This window comes from Yoonia maritima (assembly GCF_003003285.1).
Classification (GTDB): domain Bacteria; phylum Pseudomonadota; class Alphaproteobacteria; order Rhodobacterales; family Rhodobacteraceae; genus Yoonia; species Yoonia maritima.
In genome coordinates this window covers 50,583-72,011 of record NZ_PVTP01000002.1, presented here as the reverse complement: position 1 = coordinate 72,011, position 21,429 = coordinate 50,583, and the positions used below count along the sequence as shown (strand labels likewise).

The window sequence follows — 21,429 nt, the reverse complement described above, 5'->3', positions numbered from 1 at the left end:
CTAGCGCTTGTGATAACGACAAAAACAGCCTAGCAAAAACTCATGTCCGACACAGATTCCACCCGCCTTAACGTCTCTGCAGGATTTTTATCCGTCGCTGTTGCGCTTATTCTAGTGCTGGCCAAACTATGGGCATTGGGGCAAACTGGATCACTCGCGATTGCGGCAACGCTCGCTGATAGTGCGATGGATTTGATGATGTCGCTTGGTGGCTTAGCGGCAATCGCATATGCTGCAAAACCCGCAGATGATGATCACAACTTTGGTCACACATCAGCTGAAGACTTAGCTGCGCTTGGCCAATCTTTATTCATACTCATTTCCGCCTGCGTCATTGGAACAGCCGCAGTTTTTCGGCTTCTTGACGATACTGTAACGTTGCCAGAACACGAAACGCAGGGGATTTCTGTGATGGTATTCTCCATCGTGGTCACGCTTGGGTTGGTATTGTGGCAACGCCACGTCGCGGCAAAAACCGGAAACAAGGTCGTGCAAGCTGATAGCCTTCACTACCTTGGTGATCTGATCCCAAACATCGGCGCGATCATCGCATTGTGGGCGTCTGCCACTCTTGGTCTTGGGCAGATCGACAGCGTGGTCGCACTGGGTGCCGCGGCGCTATTAGCGGTCGGCGCGCTGCGTATCGGTAAAGGCGCATGGGATGCGTTAATGGATCGCCAGGCAGAGCCCGCCATGATTAAGGGCATCTGTGAAATTACCGATGGGTTCAAAGGCGTACACGGCTACCACGACCTAAAAACACGCGTCGCTGGAAGCCGTGTTTTTGTGAACATGCATATCGAACTAGATGGTAGTCAAACTCTCAATGATGCCCACGCCACAGGGGCAGCACTTCGCCGGGCCATCGTAGACGCCTATCCGCAAGCAGATGTGCTGATCCACAAAGACCCGGTTGGCGTTGAGAAACATCCCGACGACCCGCGCCCGTCGAAGGTGGATTGAAATCCACCCTACGCAGAATGATCTAGGCCCCGCCCCTTAAGAAGCGCTTCGACGCCCGGTAAACGACCACGAAACGCGGTATACAAATCTGCTGCATCAACAGAACCGCCAGATGAAAGCACCGTTTCTTCCAAACGTTTCGCTGTTTCTGGATCGAACGGCCCACCAGCCTCTTCAAAGGCGGCGAATGCATCTGCGTCCATGACCTCTGACCACATGTAGCTGTAATACCCGCTCGAATACCCGTCGCCAGCAAAGACATGCGCGAAATGCGGGGTTGCGTGCCGCATCCGGATCGCATGCGGCATACCGATGTCTTCCAAAATCTCCGCCTGCTTTTGCATAGGGTCGGCAGGGGCCGGACCATTGTGGAACTCCAGATCGACCAAAGCAGACGCAACATATTCGACGGTTTGGAAACCCATGTCATATGTCGTCGCTGCCAACATGCGATCCAGCAGATCTTTTGGCATCGGCTCGCCTGTTTCTGAATGGGTCGCGAATTCAGCAAGCACCTCTGGCACCTCTAGCCAGTGCTCATAAAGCTGGCTTGGCAGTTCTACAAAATCGCGTGCAACGGATGTACCGCTGATGCTTTCATAGGTCACATCGGACAGCATTTGATGCAAGGCGTGGCCAAATTCGTGGAACAAAGTCCGGGCGTCATCATACGACAATAGCGCGGGCTTTCCCTCCGCTGGTTTTGCAAAGTTACAAACATTGACGACATGTGGGCGCACGTCACCGCTTAGACGCTGTTGCGGCCGCATCGCAGAACACCACGCCCCCGAACGTTTGGAGCCACGCGCGAAATAGTCACCAATGAACACGGCAACATGTTCGCCGTTGCGGGAGACTTCCCATAGGCGCACGTCGGGGTGATAGATTGGGCCTTCAATCGGCGCAAATTCAAGGTTGAACAGGCGATTTGCACAAGCGAACGACGCCTCGATCATGCGATCAAGCTGAAGATATGGCTTCAACTCGGCCTCGTCCAAATCATGCAGTTCCTTGCGGCGCTTTTCGGAATAGAAACGCCAGTCCCAAGGTTCCAGCGGGCCATCCCAGCCATCGGCATGCAGCATACGTTTTAGCACTTCAGCATCGGACTCGGCTGCCGATTTGGCAGGTTTCCAAACCTTCATCAACAAGTCACGTACCGCGCCGGGGGTACCGGCCATTTCAGTCTCTAATTTGAAATCGGCAAAGGTTTCATAGCCCAGCAAATCAGCACGCTGTTCACGCAGTTTCAGCGTTTCAGCGGCAAGCGCACGGTTGTCAGTTTTACCGCCATTTGCACCCCGCGCGGCCCATGCTTCATAGGCCTTTTGGCGCAGATCGCGGCGTTCAGAAAACTGCAAGAACGGTACAATCAAGGATCGCGACAACGTCACAACCGGACCGTCGGCGCCTTTGTCCTTACCCGCAGCTTTGGCCGTCGCGATCACAAAATCAGGCAGACCATCCATATCGCCTGCGGCCAATGGCATGAACCATTCACGTTCATCAGCCAGCAGGTTTTGAGTGAACTCAGTACCCAGAACTGAAAGGCGCGACTTCACATCGCGCAGTGCTACGGCGTCGTCACCTTCAAGCAATGCTCCAGAACGTACAAAATTCCGACGAGCCAGCATCAAAACGCGTTGCTGTTCATCGGTCAGATCCAGCGTGTCACGCGCCGCCCAAAGCGTTTCGACGCGCGCGAACAGCGCCTTATTCTCTGACACTTCAGAAAAATAAGCACTTAGCTTGGGTGCAAATTCCCGTTGCAACGCCTCGCGCGCGGGATTGCTGTCTGCGCCAGCCACACCATAAAATGCGCCCAGCACGCGGCCCAATGTTTCATCTGCCAGTTCCAGCGCCTCGATGGTGTTTTCAAACGTCGGCGCGTCGGGATTGTCTGCAATCGCGGCGATATTTTCACGCGACTCGGCCAATGCAGCATCCACAGCAGGCGAAAAATCCGCGTCAGTAATTTGATCAAATGGTGGCAGCCCAAATGGCGTGTCCCAATCGGCAAGCAGTGGATTAGTCATGGCAAATCTCCTTTGGACTATAGCTATGCCTCTGACATCGAATTTGCCAGAACCAGACCTTCGCTTTGTGCAAAATACTCAGAATCAGCGATCATCGCCTACGCATTCGCTGCTCAAATCGGCGCAGGGCAATCGACAGGCTGATCGTCATCGTCAGATATACCAAAGCAACGACATTGTAGGTTTCAAAGTATCTGAAATTGCCCGCCGCCGTCACTTTGCCCAGCTGCGTGACGTCCGTCACGCCCAGCACTGAAACAAGACTAGAATCCTTTAGCATCGCGACAAAGTCGTTCCCAAGTGGCGGCAGAATCGTACGCAAGGCTTGCGGAAAGACGATAAGCCGAAAAACCTGCCACCGGCTGAGACCAAGCGCCTCGGCCGCCTCGATTTGGCCGGTGTCGACAGATTGTAAGCCAGCACGAAACACCTCAGCCAAGAACGACGCATAAGCCAAAGTCAGCGCGATGATAGCGCGCCAAAGCAACGAAAAATCGCGTGTGCGGATAGGATCGAACCCAGTCAGTTCAGCCATCCAATTCCACAAAGAAACAAGCGCAGGCGCCAAAACAAAGGCGACATACAGCAACAAAACGATAATAGGCACGCCGCGCACGACTTCGATGTAGAACCGCGAAAACTGGCGCAACACCAACGACCGCGACATCCCCGCGAGCGCCAAACCCAGCCCAAGAACACAAGCAATCGAATAGGCAATCACAGTCACATAGACCGTCACCCAAATGCCTTTGCTCAGGGTGTGCAGGACCTTGGTGTAAGTCTCATCCGCGATGACCTGCCAAAACAAGTAAAGGCCGATCGCGACAACAGCGACCAGCCAATAGGGGAAATCCGGTTTATCGGTATTCTTAGGGTGCAACCCGGTTCGCCCCGCGCCTATTCACCCATTTTGTATTCAAGAAACCACCGCGTGTTCAGCGCATCTATCGTGCCATCTGCCATCATATCAGCAATGGCCGCGTTGATCGGTGCAACCAAATCCGACCCTTTAGGAAAAATGAAACCAAAATCCTCGGTCCCTAGTTTTTCACCAACAACCTTTAGCCCACCATCAGAGGCCGCGACGTAACCGTTGCCAGCAGTCCCATCTGTAAGAACAAGATCGACATCGCCAACTCGTAACGCCTGCACCGTGGCCCCGAATGTCTCCATCAATTGGATACGTGGGTTTGCCTCATTGCCATCCAGAACCTCATAGACGCCGACATAAAAGGGCGTCGTGCCCGGCTGTGCGGCCATCAATAAATCTTCGTTCGCGGCAAATCCTGCAGCGCTATCGAACCGATCCTCATCGCCACGAACAAGCATCACCATTTCAGAGGTCATATAGCTATCAGAAAAATCAACGACTTCGGCCCGGTCTTCGCGGATCGTAATGCCCGTCATCCCCATATCAAATTGGGCTTCGGAGACGGCAGGGATCATCGCATCCCAGCTAATATTTTCATACACGACAGTGGCATTCAGACGCTTCGCGATCTCATCCATGGCGTCATATTCCCAGCCCACGGCATCACCGTTGCCGTCAATGAACTGTAGCGGCGGATAGGCGTTTTCTGTGACCACAACGATCTCTTTGCCTTCCAAATTGGGCAAATGGCCTTCGGCGATGGCAGAGGTGGCACAAAGAGCCAAAGCAAGTGTCGCAAGCGTTTTCATGATAATCTCCACTGATCTAAATTGTGGATCAGCCTAAGAGCCTCAGCCCGAGACGCGCAAGCCCTTGCCCGCACAAACAGCGCAATCCTCACGTGGCTTAACCGCAATTGTCCGTGTTTGAGCATAAAGCGCATCATAAATCAGCAGCCGCCCACGCAGACCATCACCAGCGCCCGTAATCAGCTTAATTGTCTCAAGCGCCATCATAGAACCAATAACACCCGGCAGCGGCCCGATCACACCAGCCTCGGCGCAGCTAGGAACAAGTTCAGCATCGGGTGCCACGGGAAACACGCAGGCGTAGCACGGGGTGCCATTGGCGGGGTCATAGACGCTAATTTGCCCTTCCCATTGGGTGAGTGCCGCTGCGATCAACGGTTTCTCCAACGCAGCAGCAGTGCGATTGACCAGATACCGCGTATCGAAATTGTCGGTGCCGTCCAAGATGACATCATATTCAGCGAACAAGTCGTTCGCGATCTCATCGGTCAGGCGCCGATGATAAGGTTGCACAGTCACGAACGGGTTCTGCGCACGCATCGCTTCGGCGGCGGAATGCACTTTTGGCATGCCGATACTCCGATCCAAATGGATCACCTGCCGCTGAAGGTTCGCGTTTTCGACCAAGTCATCGTCGATCACCCCGATCGTGCCAACCCCAGCTGCTGCCAGATATTGGAGCGCGGGTGCACCCAATCCCCCCGCCCCAACGACCAAAACCGATGCGTCGCGCAGCGCTTTTTGTCCGGGGCCGCCAACCTCTCGCAGAATGATATGGCGGGCATAGCGGTTCAGTTCCGTATCGGAAAAACTGGTGGGGCTTTGTTCGGGCGTCGTGTTTGACACGGCACGTGCACGCACGCGACCCAACAGGTTCCGGTAACCTGCAATGATCCCGCCAAAGACGATAAGCATGATCCATAGGCGCACATCACCACCTGTCGCCATGCGTAATGGGTGGCCGTCAGGCAGCACAAGATGCCCTAAGATCACTGCACCAATCAACATGGCAAGCATCGTCCAGCGAGCACGCATTGGTGCGCCCATCAACATGCCGATACCCCATAGGGCAGCGGCCATTGCCCCGACCATAATCATAGGCCAGTCGATCCAAATCCGCCCGAACCGCGCGACGTCAAGTCCAAGGACGCAACTGGACGAAACCGGGCCTGCACAACTGGCGCTATTACCATTTGTGCAATGCGCATGCCGTGTTCGATGGTGAAATAATCCTGCCCCCAGTTAATCAGGATAATCCCCACCGGACCGCGATAATCGCTGTCAATCGTACCGGGGCTATTCACCAACCCAATCCCCTGCTTAAGAGCCAACCCCGACCGCGGCCTGATCTGGACTTCGTAGCCTTGCGGGATAGCCATGCGTAGGCCTGTTGGGACCAGCACGCGGCGACCGGGCGGTAATTCAATTGCGCGCTTGTCCGGTAAATTAGCACGTAGATCAGCGCCAGCCGCACCGGGCGTTTCATAAGAAGGAAGCCCAAGGCCAACGTCGGCACCTTCATCCCATTGAATTGTAATTTCTGGTGTCACGTGATGGCCTTTGCAATTCGGGTGGCAAGCTCGGCCGCCGTGGCATCCTTTGACATACGCGGCCAGTCTTCGGCGCCGTCAGCAGTGATCAAGGTCACATCATTTTCGCTGCCGCCCATGATGCCGGTCGAAGGCGACACATCATTTGCGACAATCCAATCACATCCTTTACGCAGGCGTTTTGCCGTGGCGTTGGCAATCACATCGTCCGTTTCCGCGGCAAAGCCAACGACAAGCGCAGGGCGTCCAGTTTTCATTTGTGACACCGTCGCAAGGATGTCCGGATTTTCTGCGAACTCAAGCTTGGGAAGCCCCGATTTATCCTTTTTGATCTTGCTATCGCCTGCGTTCGCGACGTGCCAGTCAGCAACTGCAGCAGCGAATACAGCGGCGTCAGCAGGTGAAGAACCAATTACGGCGTCGAGCATTTCATTCGCTGTCTCAACGGCAATTACGCGCACGCCTGCGGGTGGTGGCACATCGGCAGGACCAGTAACAAAAGTCACTTTCGCGCCCAGTGCAAGCAAAGCCTTGGCAATGGCCGTCCCTTGCGCGCCCGAAGATCGATTCGCGATGTAACGCACCGGATCAATCGGCTCATGGGTGGGTCCAGAGGTCACCAAAACATGCTTTCCCTTCAGAGGACCATCTGACAGCGCCGCATCAATCGCCGCGATAATGTCAGGCGTTTCGGCAAGGCGACCGGGACCGTATTCACCGCAAGCCATAGCGCCCTCATCTGGTCCGACGACAAGCACACCATCACCTTTCAAAGTTGCCAAATTGCGCTGCGTGGTTGGGTGTTCCCACATGCGCACATTCATCGACGGGGCAACCAACACCCGCTTGTCAGTGGCAAGAAGCAAAGTAGAAGCCAGATCATTCGCCAGCCCATTTGCCATCTTCGCCATCAGATCAGCTGTCGCGGGGGCCACAACGATCAGATCCGCAGCGCGTGACAGTTCAATATGCCCCATCTCGGCTTCGTCTGTCAGATCAAAAAGGTCTTGATAAACCTTGCTCGCAGACAGCGCAGAAAGACTAAGCGGGGTTACAAACTCCGCCCCTGCCTTCGTCAAAACAGGTGTGACCTTAGCGCCTTGTTCACGCAAACGACGCAGCAAATCCAACGCCTTAAAGGCAGCGACACCGCCACCAACAATTAACAATATGTGCTTGTCCGCCAGCATGTGCTGTCTCCGGTATTTACTCGGGTTGAACTTAGGTCAGTTCATACCGGAAACACAATGACAGGCCTTAAGCGAAAAATGCATGCACCTCTGTGCTTTGGCTCTCAAGACTTTTACGCATCTTACCAAAGGCTGCGGCCTCTAGCTGACGAACGCGTTCCTTTGACAGGCCCATTTCTGTGCCGAGGCTTTCTAAGGTACGCGGGTCTTCACGCATTTTACGTTCGTGCACAATGAACTGCTCACGTTCGTTCAATCCGCCCAGCGCAGTCGATAACCACTGCTTTAGTGTGTCATTGTCATGATTATTCGCGACGGTTTCTGCAGCTTGGGGGCTATCGTCCTCAAGGGCGTCAATCCATTCGCGCCCCTCATCCTCAGCCGATTGCGTCGCATTAAGCGAATAATCCGCCCCAGAAAGACGGCCATCCATCATTTCGACGTCATGTAACGGCACGCCAACCTCGGTCGCCACAAGCTGATGCAGCTCATGCGTCGGGATTGCGCGCCCTTCGGCGGCGGCCTCGCGTTCGATCCGGGCCTGAACGCGCCGCATGTTAAAGAACAACGATTTTTGCGATGATGTCGATCCGGTACGGACCATCGACCAATTCCGCATGACGTATTCTTGGACGGATGCCTTAATCCACCACATTGCGTATGTTGAAAACCGCACGCCACGGTCGGGGTCGAACTTATCAGCAGCTTTCATCAACCCTACAGATGCTTCTTGAATGAGATCATTCATCGGTGCGCCATAACGTTTGAATTTCCCAGCCATCGAAATCGCCAATCGCATGTATGCAGTGATCAGCCGATGTAACGCCTGTTCGTCGCGTTTATCGCGCCATGCATAGGCCAACGCCAACTCCGTTTCGGCGTCCAACATCTCTGCCTTCATCGCATTGCGCGAAAAATTCTGGTCCGTAATACCGATGGTGCTCATCAATCCGCTCCTTTGGTGGCTGCGCAGCATTAACTTTGCTGTGTATTTCGGTTACGTAGAAAGAAACGTGTCGGATCAAAAAAGGTTTCAATCTAATGTTGCCCAAACTCTCTCTCGTGCTAGGCGGGGCGGCCTCTGGTAAGTCAGCCTTAGCAGAAGACCTTGTTCTTAATACGCAGCTTAATCCTGTTTACGTCGCCACCGCGCAGGTTTTTGACGATGAAATGGCGCAGAAGGTTGCACGCCATCGGGACCAGCGCGGAACCCTTTGGGATACAATCGAAGAGCCGATCAATGTCGCGTCCGTTTTAGAGCGTGTCACCGAAGACGACGCAGTCTTGATTGATTGCGCCACTTTATGGCTTACGAACCTCATTCTTGGTGAACACAACCTTGCCAAGGAAAGCGCAGCGTTGCTGTCGGCGCTTGATACATGTGCGGGGCCCATTGTCATCGTTTCAAATGAAACGGGGCAAGGGATCGTTCCCGACAACGCGCTCGCTCGGCGGTTTCGAAATGCCCAAGGCACGCTCAACCAGCAGATCGCCGCCAAGGCTGATCTTGTTGTGGCCGTCATGGCCGGGCTGCCCATGACGCTAAAAGGGCAATTGCCGTGATGCGATTATGGTGGGTGCGGCATGGACCAACCCATGAAAAAGCATTTGTCGGCTGGCGCGATGTTCCTGCAGACTTATCCGATCATGCGCTGATTAATCGGGTCGCTGACCACCTACCGGAAACCGCGCTGGTCATTTCATCAGACCTGATCCGTGCATCCGCAACTGCGGACGCCATCATGCGAAACCGTACCCGCCTGCCCGATCATCCGGGCTTGCGCGAATTCGACTTTGGCGCATGGGACGGTCTGCACTTTACCCAAGTCGCAGAACGCGACCCAGACCTAAGCCGCCGTTTCTGGGAAGAACCCGGTGACCTGACAGCCCCAGACGGCGAAAGCTGGAACGCCGTTGCAAAGCGAGTCAATGCCGTCGTTGACGATCTGTGCCAACGCCACAACGGTAAAGATATCATCCTGACCGCACACATCGGTGTCATCATGACACAAATCCAACGCGCGAGCGGCAGTACTGCCTATCAGGCAATGGGACACCAGATCGACAACCTTTCTATCACGCAAATGGCTGTTGGACCGCAGGGATGGAAACTGGGCGTCGTTAATCACCTTCCGTGATGGGGTCCGTCACATTTTGTCGTTATGCATGTGGCTGACCGCGCACTAAGGTTTGGCCATGACATATGAACTTTACATTGGTGATCGCACCTTCAGCAGTTGGTCTTTGCGCGGCTGGCTTATGCTCGAAAAATTCGGGCTGGATTATAACACACATTTGGTAGGGCTATACGCTGGCACTTATCGCGAAGAACTGGCGCAGTTGGCCCCAGCCCGCACAGTCCCAGCAATGCAGACACCCGAAGGTTACGTGCTGACTGACAGTCTGGCGATGGGCGAAACGCTGGTCGAACGACACCCAGATGTGAACCTGTACCCACGCGACGGAGCTGCGCGCGCCCTTGCGCGAACAATCACGCATGAAATGCACTCGGGCTTTATGGCGCTACGCGATGCCTGCCCCAACATGATCACCCACGTATGGGAAGGGTTCCAGCCGTCCGAGGCCGTATTGGCAGACATTGCCCGCGTTGAGGAGCTTTGGGCGTTGGCGCGTTCGCGACATGGACAGAACGGGCCTTGGTTATTTGGTGAATATACATTGGCCGATGTCTTTTACGCGCCCGTTGCCCTGCGGATCACGGCTTATGACCTGCCGGTCAGCGATGCCGCCCAAGCCTATGTCGACGCCCACCTAAGCGATCCCGCGTTTTTGGCATGGCGTGAAGCATCCAAATCAGAAACCTACGATCCGTGGCCCTATCCAATGGACCTTGGCCGTAAACCATGGCCTGGCGATGCATCTTAACCATTCGTAAACCACGACCACGTAACCGTTAACAAAAAGCGGAGCGTGGACATGGTCGCACTGGCCTACACAGTAGCATTTGAAGGAATCGAGGCCCGGCTGGTCGAGGTGCAATGCGCCGTGACGCCGGGCATTCCCGCGTTTTCGATCGTTGGCCTGCCCGACAAAGCTGTGTCCGAAGCCCGCGAACGGGTCCGCGCGGCGCTGACCTCAATGGCGATTGCGCTGCCCTCCAAACGGATCACGGTGAACCTATCGCCCGCAGACCTGCCCAAAGAAGGGTCGCATTTCGACTTGCCCATCGCGCTCGCGTTGCTCGCGGCACTCGACATCATTCCGCGAGACGACGCTGCCCAGACAGTCGCATTGGGCGAACTATCACTGGATGGCACGTTGGTTCCTGTGGTTGGTGCGCTTCCCGCTGCGATGGCCGCAGCTGACGAAGACCGCACATTGCTTTGTCCGCACGCCTGCGGGGCAGAGGCCGCTTGGGTAGGCGCCGCAAATGTCATTGCCCCGCGCAGCTTGGCCGATGTTGTCCGACACTACACTGGTCAATCGGTTCTATCCCCGTCCGAGCCCGGCGAAGTCCACGGCACCAGCAGCAGCCGCGACCTATCCGAAGTCAAAGGCCAAGAACGCGCTAAACGCGCTTTGGAAATCGCAGCAGCGGGTCGGCACCATCTGATCATGGTCGGTTCACCCGGTTCGGGGAAATCCATGCTGGCCGCGCGTATCCCGGGCATCTTGCCACCATTGTCACCGGTCGAGGCACTGGAAACGTCGATGATCCACTCTCTATCTGGTCTGCTAGATGAGGGCGGGATCAACCGCGAACGCCCATTCCGGGAACCTCATCATACCGCGTCGATGCCCGCAATCGTCGGTGGTGGGCGCACAGCAAAACCGGGTGAAATCAGCCTTGCGCATAATGGTGTGCTATTCATGGATGAATTCCCAGAATTCGCGCGTACCGTGCTGGAAACCCTAAGGCAGCCCATTGAAACTGGCGAAGTCGTCGTCGCCCGCGCCAACGCACATGTGCGCTACCCCTGTCGGTTCATGCTGGTGGCTGCAGCGAACCCATGCAAATGCGGCTACCTTTCTGACCCCGCGCGCGCCTGCGCCCGCGTTCCGCAATGTGGCGATGACTACATGGGGCGCATTTCCGGCCCCCTGATGGATCGATTTGATCTGCGGATCGAAGTACCCCCCGTCGCGTTTACCGATCTCGACCTCCCCCAAGACGGCGATAGCTCTGCCACCGTAGCTGAACGCGTTGCGCGGGCACGCGATGTGCAAACGGCGCGCTTTGCAGACCATGACAGGATGCGTGTGAACGCAGACGCCGAAGGGCGAGTTCTAGAAGAAATCGCAACACCAGACGCAGACGGGCGTGATCTGCTGGTCAAAGTCGCTGAGCGTTTCGGACTGTCTGCACGCGGATATCACCGGGTACTACGGGTCGCACGAACAATCGCCGATCTCGACGGGGCCAAAGACGTGCGCAAACCACATGTCGCCGAAGCTGTCAGCTATCGGTTGTCGATGGCGAAAGAAGTCTGAACAAATTCTGCGATCTCCTCGAGCGCTTTGCGCGCTTCAGGGATGTAACCGTCAAACATCTGCCAAACATGTGGGACATCCTGCCAGACACGCAGGTCTGCTGCGCCCCCCTAACACGTCCGCCATTCGCACCGCATCATCACGCAATGCTTCACCACTACCGACCTGTATCAACACTGGTGGAGGCCGATCAAATTTCGCAAATAGCGGCGATGCACGCGGGTCGTTACGTGCGGCACTGCCCAAGTAACGGTCCACGACCTCATCCATCCGAGAAACAGGAAGAAAAACTTCTTGCTTCGTCGTTAGGCTTTGCCCTTGAAGGGTCAGATCGACCCAAGGCGACATCGCAAATGCCGCGCGCGGCTGCTGCCCGCGTTGGGTCAGATTGGCTAACAAGGCCAACATCAGCCCACCACCAGCACTATCACCGCCTAGAACAATGTCTTGCGGTCGATAACCTTTTGCTATCAGCAAATCCCACGCCCGAACTGCGTCATCGAAGGCGGCCGGAAATGGGGCGTCTTGCAGCAGCCGATAATCAGGCGCGCAAATGCGGATGCCAGTCATTTTAGAAATTCGCCCCAGGAGACCGCGATAGCTGGCCCCGCTCCCCGCGAAATAGGCACCACCGTGCAAATATAAGATCACCCGCCGAGGGGTAGTTCTGCCAACGCTCACCCAGTTCAGGGTCAGATCGTCGATGGTTTCAGTTAGGTGACAAATGTGCGGCGGGCCACGAAATACCCATGGGGCGACGAACTCAAACGCCCGTTTAGCGCGTGCCGGCGAACTCTGGAAACTAAGTACTGGCCGCACCAGATAGTGCAGCCAGAAATTTAGAATTCGCAATCGCATGTTATCCGGCGCGACGTGCTTCAATCGCGAGCCAGATTTTTTCGGCGACGTTCGTTCCGTCAAAGCGTTCAAGCTCTTGAATGCCAGTCGGTGAGGTCACGTTAATTTCGGTCAACCAGTCGCCAATCACATCGATCCCAACGAAAACCTGACCTTTCTCACGCAACAAAGGCCCAATCTTGGCGCAAATCTCGCGGTCACGATCTGTCAGCGCGACCTTCTCTGGGCGACCACCAACGTGCATGTTTGATCGCGTCTCACCCGCTGCTGGCACGCGGTTGATTGCACCGACAGGTTCACCATCCACAAGGATCACACGTTTATCACCCTTGGAAACCGCCGGCAGATATTTTTGCATGATCAATGGTTCACGGTTAATTCCGCTGAACAGTTCATGCAGTGAGGCAAGATTGCTGTCAGCATGGGCAAGCTTAAATACCCCAGCCCCCCCGTTGCCATAAAGCGGCTTGAGGATGACATCGCCATGCTCTTCACGAAAGCCGCGCAACGTTTCAAGATCGCGGGCGATCATTGTCGGGGGCGTCAAATCCGGGAAGTTCAGCACCAGCAGTTTTTCGGGATAATTCCGCACCCAAAACGGATCATTCACGACCAGTGTTTTCGGATGGATCATATCCAAAATATGCGTCGTCGTGATGTAGCCCATATCGAACGGCGGGTCTTGACGCAGCCAGACCACATCGAATTCACCCAGATCAACTGTCTGTTCCCCACCCAAAGTAAAGTGAGCGCCCTTGACCCGCTGAACCGTCAGCGGCCAGCCACGCGCGGTTACTCGCCCTTGATCAAACGCAAGTTTGTCAGGTGTGTAGTAGAACAATGAATGCCCACGTGCCTGTGCTTCTTCAGCGATACGAAACGTGCTGTCCGCGTTAATATCAATTGGGCCGATCGGATCCATCTGGAAAGCAATTTTCAGCGACATGTTGCAACCTCTTTGAATGCAGTGTTGCCCTGATACATGGCGCAGGCACATGCCTTGTGCAATGGGCCAGTCAGCTTTCCATGAAGGCGTTTTCGATCACCTGAACCGCACCAGCGCCATCCACCATCGCCAAATCAAAGCGCACATCGGTCAGTTGGCCAAGTGGTTCACCGGCCAAAAACTCTGACGCGCTACCGCAAATGCGATCCATCTGAGTGCGGCTTAGCCGCGTTGCGGCGCGTGCAAAGCTACGACTTTTCTTAACCTCGACAAATACAACTGTGGTGCCATCACGCATGATCAAATCAATCTCACCGCTTTTGCCGCGCCAACGTTGTGCCGCAACACTATGCGCGCGGCGTTGATAATCACGCGAAACGATTTCTTCGGCGGCTAGTCCTGCATGATAGCCGGTGCGTCCTGTCATTCATCATCCTTCATGCCCAACGCGACCTGATAGACCTGTCTACGTGGCAACCCTAACGCACCAGCAACAACTGTCGCCGCGTCTTTGACCCGCATCGTCTGCATCGCATCACGCAGCGCATCTTCGACATCCATTTCAGCCACGTCAGTTGCGCCCGCACGCCCAACCAGCACGACCAATTCACCTTTCACAGCGCGCCCATCAAAAGCCTCTGCCAATTCGGCCAGTGTTCCCCGCGAGGTTTCTTCGAACTTCTTTGTCAGTTCCCGGCACACCACGGCCTGCCGGTCCCCTCCCAATACATCGCGCAGATTCCCTAACATTTCCCCAACGCGTTTCGGGCTTTCGTAAAATACCAGCGTAAATGGGACATCGCGCAGCCCCGCAATTTCAGTTTCGCGTTGCTGTTTCGCCGCAGGCAAAAAGCCCACAAAAGCAAACCGATCCGTCGGAAGTCCGGACACAGTAAGCGCGGCAAGCACCGCAGAAGCACCGGGCGCAGATGTCAACATCAGCCCTTCGGAAATTGCGGCTTTACCCAATTCATATCCGGGGTCGGCAACCAAAGGCGTACCGGCCTCTGAAACGTAAGCCACTGACTTTCCTTCTTGAATATCTCGAACCAGCCGTGCGGTCGCCCCGTCACCACTGTGATCGTGAAAGGCAACAACCTTGCGACCGTTCAGTGGCACGCCGTGAATCTCCATTAGCTTACGGGCTGTCCGCGTATCTTCGGCGGCGATCAAATCGGCCGAGGCAAGAATATCTAGCCCGCGTAGCGTCATGTCGCGTGCAGACCCAATTGGCGTCGCGACAAAGTACAACCCGGCAGAGAGTGGCTTGTTTACAAAATTCATATCTGGACCCGCGTGCCCCCTGCTTTATGATGGCCGAAAATGGCGTCGACACCGTTATGGCGCGTCGCCTGATTTACGAAGGGATACCGCATATGTTTGCCCGTTACATTAGTGCTCGTAAGGCAGTGGCACAATTTTTCGCTTTTACCGCTTTGGTTTGGCTTGCTGCCTGCGATGTGACGCTGGCACCTGAAGCCAACGTCGGCCAGTCAATTGATACCAGTGACCCAGTCCCTGTTGCGCTGCTTGTGCCGCGCGGCTCTGGTACAGGTAGCGATGATTTCCTTGCGCAGAACCTTGAAAATGCGGCGCGTCTTGCGATTGCTGACCTCGAAGGTGCAAAAATCGAATTGCGTGTTTACAGCACAGCGGGAGACCCAGCCACAGCGGCATCCGCAGCGGCTACTGCAGTAAATGACGGCGCAAAGATCATTCTTGGGCCACTTTATAGCGAAGCTGCAAACGCGGTCGGCGTTGCTGTCGCGGGCCGCAACGTAAATGTATTGTCGTTTTCCAACACAACCAGCATCGCGGGCGGGAACGTCTTTATTCTTGGATCAACCTTTGAAAATACAGCTAACCGTTTGGTGCAATATGGTACGCGTAACGGCATCAACCGGTACCTCGTCGCTTACGGTGATAATCCATCGGGCCAAGTCGGCAGCCAAGCGATTGCCACCGCCGTCCAAAACAACGGCGGTCAAGTTGTCGGCATGGAAAGCTACCCACTGTCACAACAAGGCATATTTACCTCGACACGTCGAATCGTTGGTAGCGTACGCAGTTCCGGCGCGCAGGCCGTTTTCACCACAGCTGGCGCAGCGGCTGATCTACCACTGATCGCGACCGCATTGCCGGATGCAGGCATGAACACGGACACAACAAAAATTGTGGGGCTCACCCGTTGGGATACCGTACCGCAGCTTCATGCTTTGCCCGGCATTCAAGGCGGGCTATTTGCAATGCCAGATCAGTCAACAGCGGCACTTTTTGCCAACCGGTATGCAGCAACATACGGCGAACAACCTCATCCACTTGCAGGCCTTGCGTACGATGGGGTCGCCGCAATTGGTGCGCTGGTCGCCGCAGGCAACTCCGAAGCGCTCACCAAATCCGCGTTGACGTCTCCGCAAGGTTTCCGCGGTACGTCTGGCGTGTTCCGGCTGCTGCCAAACGGGCTAAACCAACGCGCCTTGGCCGTAGCAACAATTAACGAAAATCAGGTAGTTATCCTTGAACAAGCCCCTCGCAGCTTCGGTGGCGCAGGTTTCTGACCTCGCTACAGAATTAAAACCAAACGCGCCGGACAGTTTCATCTGTCCGGTGTCCGACATTTTTGATCGTCACAGCGTCGCAGCAGAGCTGGCGGCGGCATTGGATGACTTACCCAACGAGCGTGATATTCGTGCGGCAACGGTCGCAGTCTTGTCACGCGCACGCGAAACTGGCCGCGCCGTTATTGCGTCCTCGTTCCAAGCACAGCCTTTTGCGTCGCGCACAACGACCCGCGCGTATAGCTGGTTGACGGATCAAATCGTCGAACTGGTGCTTGAGGTCGCGACACAAAGATTGCACCCGCTGCCCAACCCGACCGAGGGTGAAAAACTATCGCTTATTGCCGTTGGCGGTTATGGGCGCGGCGAAATGGCCCCTGAATCTGATGTCGATCTTCTGTTTTTAACGCCTTATAAAATGACCCCTTGGGCCGAAAGCGTGATTGAATCCATGCTTTATATGCTCTGGGATCTTAAGCTTAAGGTTGGTCACGCAAGCCGTACAGTCAAAGACTGCATTCGTCTTGCCCGCGAAGACTACACAATACGAACGTCGCTGGTGGAATACCGTTATCTTGCTGGCGACGAAAAACTGGCGAAACGGTTGGGCGCACAGCTTTGGTCTGATCTATTCAAAGGCACCGCGGGCGAATTTATCGAAGCGAAGTTGGACGAACGGTCTGAACGCCACCGCAAGCAAGGCGGTCAACGCTATGTGGTCGAACCAAACGTCAAAGAAGGTAAAGGTGGCCTACGCGATCTTCAGTCGTTGTTCTGGATTAGTAAATACGTCAACGGCGTCAAAGACGCGGCAGACCTTGTCGGGCTGGGCGTGTTTTCACCTGATGAATTCGAAACATTCGTCACCGCCGAGGATTTTCTGTGGGCTGTACGCTGCCATCTACACCTGATTACAGGCCGTGCAACCGATCAACTTACCTTTGACCTACAAGTCGAAGTCGCCGAGGCAATGGGCTACACCGATCATGGTGGTCGCCGCGCTGTCGAACACTTTATGCAGGCCTACTTCCGTCAGGCAAACAGCGTGGGCGAGCTGACACGTATCTTCTTAACCGCGCTCGAGGCCACACACACCAAGCCTGAACCGATGCTTGTAAGGTTGCTTGGCCGGCGCAAACGGGCAAAGGTCCCTTACGCGATCAAACAAAACCGCCTGACAGTCGCCGATGAAGACGCATTTCTGGCTGACAACGTGAATATGCTCCGCATTTTTGAAGAAGCGTTGCGCACAGGCACATTGCTGCACCCGGATGCGATGCGCTTGATCGCAGCGAACCTTGACCTGATCGACGAAGACATGCGCCAAAACAAAGAAGCGCGGCGTATCTTTATCGACTTACTGCTCAAACATGGAAACCCTGAACGCGGCTTGCGCCGTATGAATGAACTCGGCGTTCTTGACGCATTCATTCCAGAATTTGCGCCCATCGTCGCGATGATGCAGTTCAATATGTATCACCACTATACGGTCGATGAACACACCATCCAATGCATCAGCAACCTTGCTCAGATCGAACGCAAAGAGCTAATCGAAGAATTGCCTGTCGCGTCAGGCATCTTAGAACGCGGTGTGAATCGCAAGGTTCTATATGTTGCACTATTGCTGCACGACATCGGCAAGGGTCGGGATGAAGATCACTCGATTTTAGGAGCGCAAATCGCCCGCAAGGTCGCGCCACGGCTTGGCCTTAGCAAAAAAGACTGTGACACTGTCGAGTGGCTGATCCGGTATCACCTACTGATGTCCGATGTGGCCCAAAAACGCGATATTTCCGAACCGCGCACCGTGCGTGGCTTTGCCAAGGCTGTAAAATCGGTTGAGCGGCTGGACCTTCTGACAGTCTTAACTGTGTGTGACATTCGCGGCGTTGGTCCCGACACATGGAATAACTGGAAGGCAGTGCTACTGCGCAATCTCTACACCGCGACCAAAGATGCGCTTCAAAACGGGCTCGAGGATCTGAACCGCGAAACCCGTGAAAACGAAGCGAAACGTGCACTGCGCGCCACGCTTACGGACTGGAGCGCAAAAGCGCTCAAGGCCGAAGCGGGCCGCCACTATGGCCCATACTGGCAAGGTCTACCGCTCGCGGCTCATGTCATATTTGCAAACCTGTTGCATGACATCTCTGACGACGAAATCCGGATTGACCTGATGCTAGACGAAGATCGCGACGCGACCCGCGCGTGCTTTGCGATGGTCGACCACCCCGGTTTGTTCAGTCGCATGACCGGTGCTCTCGCGCTTGTCGGTGCGAATATCGTCGACGCAAGCAGCTATACATCAAAGGACGGATACGCCACCGCAGTGTTTTGGATCCAAGACAATGACGGCCATCCTTACGAAGAATCTCGCCTGCCGCGCCTACGTCAAATGATTGTTAAAACGCTCAAAGGCGAAGTCGTCGCCCGCGACGCGCTCGTCAGCAAAGACAAAATAAAGAAGCGTGAACGCGCGTTCAGAGTCCCGACGAATATCACATTCGACAATGAGGGATCAGAAATCTACACGATCATCGAGGTTGAATCGCGCGATCGTCCGGGGCTTCTTTTTGATCTAACGAGGACGTTGGCGAATAATCATGTCTACATCGCATCAGCAGTCATCGCGACATATGGTGAACAGGTCGTTGATACGTTCTATGTCAAGGATATGGTTGGGTTAAAGTATTACGCAGATTCCAAACGTGCCGCGCTTGAACGCAAGCTGCGCGAGGCTATCGCGCAAGGTTCAGAACGCGCACACACCTGACATCCTGCACATTTCTTGCACAATCGCATTCTTGCTGCGCCCCAGTCGCTTCCATAGGGTGTTCCAGAACGGCTCTACGATCGAGGTCACGACCCCATGAAACCAATCCGTCTGATGTCGGGCTTCTTCACCGTTGGCCTATGGACTTTGGCCAGTCGCCTGCTTGGCTTCGTCCGCGATATCATGATCGCGGCCTACCTCGGCACTGGCCCGGTGGCCGAGGCATTTTTGGTCGCGTTTTCACTGCCCAACCTTTTCCGCCGTTTCTTTGCCGAGGGCGCATTTAACATGGCCTTTGTGCCCATGTTTTCCAAAAAAATAGAAGGTGGTGAAGACGCCAAAGAATTTGCCCAAGACGCGTTTGTGGGCCTTGCAGGTGTGCTGGTCGTTTTCACAGTCGTCGCAATTGTTCTTATGCCAGCTTTGGTGACCATGATGGCCAGCGGCTTTATTGGCTCAGAACGGTTTGATCTGGCTGTCTATTACGGGCGTATCGCGTTTCCATATATTCTGTTTATATCGCTGTCAGCGCTGTTATCTGGCGTACTTAACGCGACGGGTCGTTTTACGGCCGCAGCGGCGGCCCCCCTGTTACTCAACATTGTCTTTATCAGCGCACTTGTTTTGACTGGCCTAACATGTGGCTGCACAGGTGTAGACAATCAGACGCTCATGGGTGCGGCGCTTGCCTATGCCGTACCTATTGCCGGTATTGCCCAGGTTACGCTTGTTTGGTTTGCAGCAAAGCGCGCAGGGTTTCCAATGCGGTTACGGCGGCCCAAGATGACCCCTGAACTCAAGCGCCTCGCAATTATCGCCGCCCCCGCGGCATTGGCTGGTGGCGTCGTACAGATCAACCTTTTAGTTGGGCGTCAGGTCGCCAGCTTCTTTGACGGCGCGGTCGCATGGCTCAACTATGCAGACCGCCTGTATCAGCTGCCGCTCGGTGTCGTTGGCATCGCGATTGGCGTTGTACTACTGCCCGATCTATCGCGCCGCCTGCGTGCTGGCGATCACGAAGGCGGGCAAAACGCCTTTAACCGTGCCAGCGAAATCAGCCTTGCGCTGACAGTACCTGCTGCGGTCGCGCTCATGGTGATCTCTCTCCCGCTTGTCAGTGTCTTGTACGAACGTGGTGTCTTTGACAGCGACGACACGGCAGCGACAGCAATTGCAGTGGCGATCTATGGCCTTGGCTTGCCCGCGTTTGTTATGCAAAAGACGCTTCAGCCACTTTATTTCGCACGCGAAGATACCAAACGCCCGTTCTATTACGCCTTGGTCGCGCTTGCTCTTAACGCGGCGCTTGCGATCGGACTTTCGCCCTTTATCGGCTATATTGCTGCGGCAGTTGGCACGTCCCTAACGGGTTGGGCCACCGTTCTGCTTTTACTGAATGGCACGCGCCATATGGATGGCGCATCAAAATTTGATGCACGCTTTAGACAGCGGCTTCCTCGGATCGTTCTGGCCTCTGCTGGAATGGGGCTGATCTTGTGGGTGGCGGCTGCGGTGCTATCGCCATTTTTCGGCGTCGCGACGCTACGCTACCTTGCGCTGCTTGTGTTGGTCCTAATCGGGATCGTCAGCTATTTTGGGATCGGGCATTTGATTGGCGCGTTCAAACTCGCCGAGTTCAAACGCAACCTGCGCCGCTAGGACCGCTGCCGCATCCGGCCCAAGAACGCTGTCCAACCGCCGGGTGCGAGCAATAGCGACAATGCAAAGCCAACAACAAATCCAGTCAGTTCCGCGACCCAGCCATAACCGGTCTCAAAGAACAGTCCGAACAACAACTGAAGCCCAAGCAACACAGCGATCAAGCGAAAAGCCTGTAGCTGGTTCTGCCCCATTGCGCCAAGGTTCAGCCAAAGCGCATAGGTGTATGCCCCGATCAAACCATAAACCGACGGGAACCCACCGATCAGTGGGTAATTGTTTGGTGCCAACAAGCCAAAGACCAAAGCGCCGATGATCGCCGTTACCGCATAGAGTACAAAGATTTTGATGCCGCCATAAAACTCTGCCGTGAATTTCCCCAAGGCAAGGGTCAGTGCAGCGCAAAACGCCGCTTGGGTCAGGTTCGCGTTGATGAACGGATAGGTCACCAATCGGCGTATCATTCCGAATGAATAGTCCCCGTGGATCAACATCCGGTCTAGCACAGCGCCAGAAAAACCATAGTCTTGGATCGCTGCGACACGCCAGCCGACACCCCGCGCGCCGCCTAAGACTCCCAAATCAGCAAGCTGCATGATGCATTCGACGGCAACGATAATCAGTGTCAGCACAATAATAATTGGCGGAATAGCGTTGATTGGGCTTTCAGGTTTCATCATGCTGCCTTGGGCTGTTGAAATTGACGGGTCCGTCTGGCATGGGTATGCGACCCCTGCCCCGAAATCCAGCCCGGACATTTTACA

General features: G+C 55.1%; 20 protein-coding genes. 8 read left to right on the top strand and 12 right to left on the bottom strand.

Annotated elements, in window-relative coordinates:
• Positions 1-42: 42 nt before the first annotated feature.
• Positions 43-963 (top strand): cation diffusion facilitator family transporter, encoded by a 921-nt coding sequence (locus CLV80_RS02830; RefSeq protein ID WP_106354614.1) that lies wholly within the window; start codon positions 43-45, stop codon positions 961-963.
• A gap of 8 nt (positions 964-971) precedes the next feature.
• Here the strand turns inward: CLV80_RS02830 and CLV80_RS02825 are convergent, their stop codons facing one another.
• The 7 genes from CLV80_RS02825 to CLV80_RS02795 form a co-directional block, all read right to left on the bottom strand.
• On the bottom strand, positions 972-2,999 hold the full coding sequence (locus tag CLV80_RS02825) for a M3 family metallopeptidase (protein ID WP_106354612.1): 2,028 nt from the start codon (positions 2,997-2,999) through the stop codon (positions 972-974).
• 91 nt (positions 3,000-3,090) lie between these two features.
• Positions 3,091-3,879, bottom strand: a complete 789-nt coding sequence (locus tag CLV80_RS02820) for an amino acid ABC transporter permease (RefSeq protein ID WP_106354610.1) — start codon at positions 3,877-3,879, stop codon at positions 3,091-3,093.
• Between the two features lie 17 nt (positions 3,880-3,896).
• The gene (locus CLV80_RS02815; RefSeq protein WP_106354608.1) at positions 3,897-4,679 is read right to left on the bottom strand and encodes a transporter substrate-binding domain-containing protein; all 783 of its coding nucleotides are present in this window, start codon (positions 4,677-4,679) and stop codon (positions 3,897-3,899) included.
• Positions 4,680-4,721: 42 nt separating this feature from the next.
• Positions 4,722-5,777 (bottom strand): HesA/MoeB/ThiF family protein, encoded by a 1,056-nt coding sequence (locus CLV80_RS02810; RefSeq protein ID WP_106354606.1) that lies wholly within the window; start codon positions 5,775-5,777, stop codon positions 4,722-4,724.
• Positions 5,774-6,229 (bottom strand): dUTP diphosphatase, encoded by a 456-nt coding sequence (gene dut / locus CLV80_RS02805; RefSeq protein ID WP_106354604.1) that lies wholly within the window; start codon positions 6,227-6,229, stop codon positions 5,774-5,776. Before dut ends, CLV80_RS02810 begins: the two co-directional genes overlap by 4 nt.
• Positions 6,226-7,419 carry a bifunctional phosphopantothenoylcysteine decarboxylase/phosphopantothenate--cysteine ligase CoaBC gene (gene coaBC, locus CLV80_RS02800; RefSeq protein WP_106354603.1) on the bottom strand — a complete coding sequence of 398 codons (1,194 nt, stop codon included), beginning with the start codon at positions 7,417-7,419 and terminating at the stop codon, positions 6,226-6,228. Before coaBC ends, dut begins: the two co-directional genes overlap by 4 nt.
• A gap of 67 nt (positions 7,420-7,486) precedes the next feature.
• Positions 7,487-8,365, bottom strand: coding sequence for an RNA polymerase factor sigma-32 (locus tag CLV80_RS02795; RefSeq protein ID WP_106354601.1), 879 nt, complete (start codon positions 8,363-8,365; stop codon positions 7,487-7,489).
• 95 nt (positions 8,366-8,460) lie between these two features.
• Between CLV80_RS02795 and cobU the strand changes: the two genes are divergently transcribed.
• The 4 genes from cobU to CLV80_RS02775 are packed head-to-tail and all read left to right on the top strand — an operon-like array spanning position 8,461 to position 11,871.
• Positions 8,461-8,982 (top strand): bifunctional adenosylcobinamide kinase/adenosylcobinamide-phosphate guanylyltransferase, encoded by a 522-nt coding sequence (gene cobU / locus CLV80_RS02790; RefSeq protein ID WP_106354598.1) that lies wholly within the window; start codon positions 8,461-8,463, stop codon positions 8,980-8,982.
• Positions 8,979-9,557: a histidine phosphatase family protein gene (locus CLV80_RS02785; protein WP_207766493.1), complete on the top strand. Its 579-nt coding sequence runs from the start codon at positions 8,979-8,981 to the stop codon at positions 9,555-9,557. Before cobU ends, CLV80_RS02785 begins: the two co-directional genes overlap by 4 nt.
• Before the next feature lie 58 nt (positions 9,558-9,615).
• Positions 9,616-10,305 (top strand): glutathione S-transferase, encoded by a 690-nt coding sequence (locus tag CLV80_RS02780; protein ID WP_106354594.1) that lies wholly within the window; start codon positions 9,616-9,618, stop codon positions 10,303-10,305.
• 51 nt (positions 10,306-10,356) lie between these two features.
• Positions 10,357-11,871 (top strand): YifB family Mg chelatase-like AAA ATPase, encoded by a 1,515-nt coding sequence (locus CLV80_RS02775; RefSeq protein ID WP_106354592.1) that lies wholly within the window; start codon positions 10,357-10,359, stop codon positions 11,869-11,871.
• Between the two features lie 51 nt (positions 11,872-11,922).
• Here the strand turns inward: CLV80_RS02775 and CLV80_RS02770 are convergent, their stop codons facing one another.
• The 4 genes from CLV80_RS02770 to rsmI all read right to left on the bottom strand — a co-directional run bounded on the left by CLV80_RS02770 (position 11,923) and on the right by rsmI (position 14,959).
• Positions 11,923-12,729 carry an alpha/beta hydrolase fold domain-containing protein gene (locus CLV80_RS02770; RefSeq protein ID WP_106354589.1) on the bottom strand — a complete coding sequence of 269 codons (807 nt, stop codon included), beginning with the start codon at positions 12,727-12,729 and terminating at the stop codon, positions 11,923-11,925.
• A 1-nt stretch (position 12,730) separates the two neighbouring features.
• Positions 12,731-13,675 carry a glutathione synthase gene (gene gshB / locus CLV80_RS02765; protein ID WP_106354587.1) on the bottom strand — a complete coding sequence of 315 codons (945 nt, stop codon included), beginning with the start codon at positions 13,673-13,675 and terminating at the stop codon, positions 12,731-12,733.
• Between the two features lie 70 nt (positions 13,676-13,745).
• Positions 13,746-14,102, bottom strand: coding sequence for a YraN family protein (locus CLV80_RS02760; RefSeq protein ID WP_106354585.1), 357 nt, complete (start codon positions 14,100-14,102; stop codon positions 13,746-13,748).
• Complete coding sequence (gene rsmI / locus CLV80_RS02755) at positions 14,099-14,959, bottom strand: 16S rRNA (cytidine(1402)-2'-O)-methyltransferase (RefSeq protein WP_106354583.1); 861 nt, start codon at positions 14,957-14,959, stop codon at positions 14,099-14,101. Before rsmI ends, CLV80_RS02760 begins: the two co-directional genes overlap by 4 nt.
• Positions 14,960-14,985: 26 nt before the next feature.
• Between rsmI and CLV80_RS02750 the strand changes: the two genes are divergently transcribed.
• The 3 genes from CLV80_RS02750 (at position 14,986) to murJ (ending at position 20,665) form a co-directional block, all read left to right on the top strand.
• Positions 14,986-16,233, top strand: coding sequence for a penicillin-binding protein activator (locus CLV80_RS02750; protein ID WP_375342186.1), 1,248 nt, complete (start codon positions 14,986-14,988; stop codon positions 16,231-16,233).
• A complete protein-coding gene (locus tag CLV80_RS02745; RefSeq protein WP_207766491.1) occupies positions 16,193-19,006 on the top strand; it encodes a [protein-PII] uridylyltransferase in 2,814 nt (937 codons plus the stop codon). The genes CLV80_RS02750 and CLV80_RS02745 overlap by 41 nt, the downstream gene beginning before the upstream one ends.
• Positions 19,007-19,102: 96 nt before the next feature.
• Positions 19,103-20,665, top strand: coding sequence for a murein biosynthesis integral membrane protein MurJ (murJ, locus tag CLV80_RS02740; RefSeq protein WP_106354579.1), 1,563 nt, complete (start codon positions 19,103-19,105; stop codon positions 20,663-20,665).
• Here murJ and CLV80_RS02735 read toward each other — a convergent pair.
• The gene (locus CLV80_RS02735; protein ID WP_243394377.1) at positions 20,662-21,345 is read right to left on the bottom strand and encodes a rhomboid family intramembrane serine protease; all 684 of its coding nucleotides are present in this window, start codon (positions 21,343-21,345) and stop codon (positions 20,662-20,664) included. The genes murJ and CLV80_RS02735 overlap by 4 nt on opposite strands.
• Between the last annotated feature and the right edge of the window lie 84 nt (positions 21,346-21,429).

Excerpts from the sequence above, each read along its gene's own strand:
- CLV80_RS02795 (WP_106354601.1), bottom strand. The coding sequence starts at position 8,365 with ATGAGCACCATCGGTATTACGGACCAGAATTTTTCGCGCAATGCGATG.
- cobU (WP_106354598.1), top strand. The coding sequence starts at position 8,461 with ATGTTGCCCAAACTCTCTCTCGTGCTAGGCGGGGCGGCCTCTGGTAAG.
- CLV80_RS02735 (WP_243394377.1), bottom strand. The coding sequence starts at position 21,345 with ATGATGAAACCTGAAAGCCCAATCAACGCTATTCCGCCAATTATTATT.
- CLV80_RS02775 (WP_106354592.1), top strand. The coding sequence starts at position 10,357 with ATGGTCGCACTGGCCTACACAGTAGCATTTGAAGGAATCGAGGCCCGG.
- rsmI (WP_106354583.1), bottom strand. The coding sequence starts at position 14,959 with ATGAATTTTGTAAACAAGCCACTCTCTGCCGGGTTGTACTTTGTCGCG.
- coaBC (WP_106354603.1), bottom strand. The coding sequence starts at position 7,419 with ATGCTGGCGGACAAGCACATATTGTTAATTGTTGGTGGCGGTGTCGCT.
- CLV80_RS02760 (WP_106354585.1), bottom strand. The coding sequence starts at position 14,102 with ATGACAGGACGCACCGGCTATCATGCAGGACTAGCCGCCGAAGAAATC.
- CLV80_RS02780 (WP_106354594.1), top strand. The coding sequence starts at position 9,616 with ATGACATATGAACTTTACATTGGTGATCGCACCTTCAGCAGTTGGTCT.
- CLV80_RS02770 (WP_106354589.1), bottom strand. The coding sequence starts at position 12,729 with ATGCGATTGCGAATTCTAAATTTCTGGCTGCACTATCTGGTGCGGCCA.
- gshB (WP_106354587.1), bottom strand. The coding sequence starts at position 13,675 with ATGTCGCTGAAAATTGCTTTCCAGATGGATCCGATCGGCCCAATTGAT.
- CLV80_RS02830 (WP_106354614.1), top strand. The coding sequence starts at position 43 with ATGTCCGACACAGATTCCACCCGCCTTAACGTCTCTGCAGGATTTTTA.
- CLV80_RS02750 (WP_375342186.1), top strand. The coding sequence starts at position 14,986 with ATGATGGCCGAAAATGGCGTCGACACCGTTATGGCGCGTCGCCTGATT.
- CLV80_RS02810 (WP_106354606.1), bottom strand. The coding sequence starts at position 5,777 with ATGATTATGGTCGGGGCAATGGCCGCTGCCCTATGGGGTATCGGCATG.
- murJ (WP_106354579.1), top strand. The coding sequence starts at position 19,103 with ATGAAACCAATCCGTCTGATGTCGGGCTTCTTCACCGTTGGCCTATGG.
- CLV80_RS02815 (WP_106354608.1), bottom strand. The coding sequence starts at position 4,679 with ATGAAAACGCTTGCGACACTTGCTTTGGCTCTTTGTGCCACCTCTGCC.
- CLV80_RS02825 (WP_106354612.1), bottom strand. The coding sequence starts at position 2,999 with ATGACTAATCCACTGCTTGCCGATTGGGACACGCCATTTGGGCTGCCA.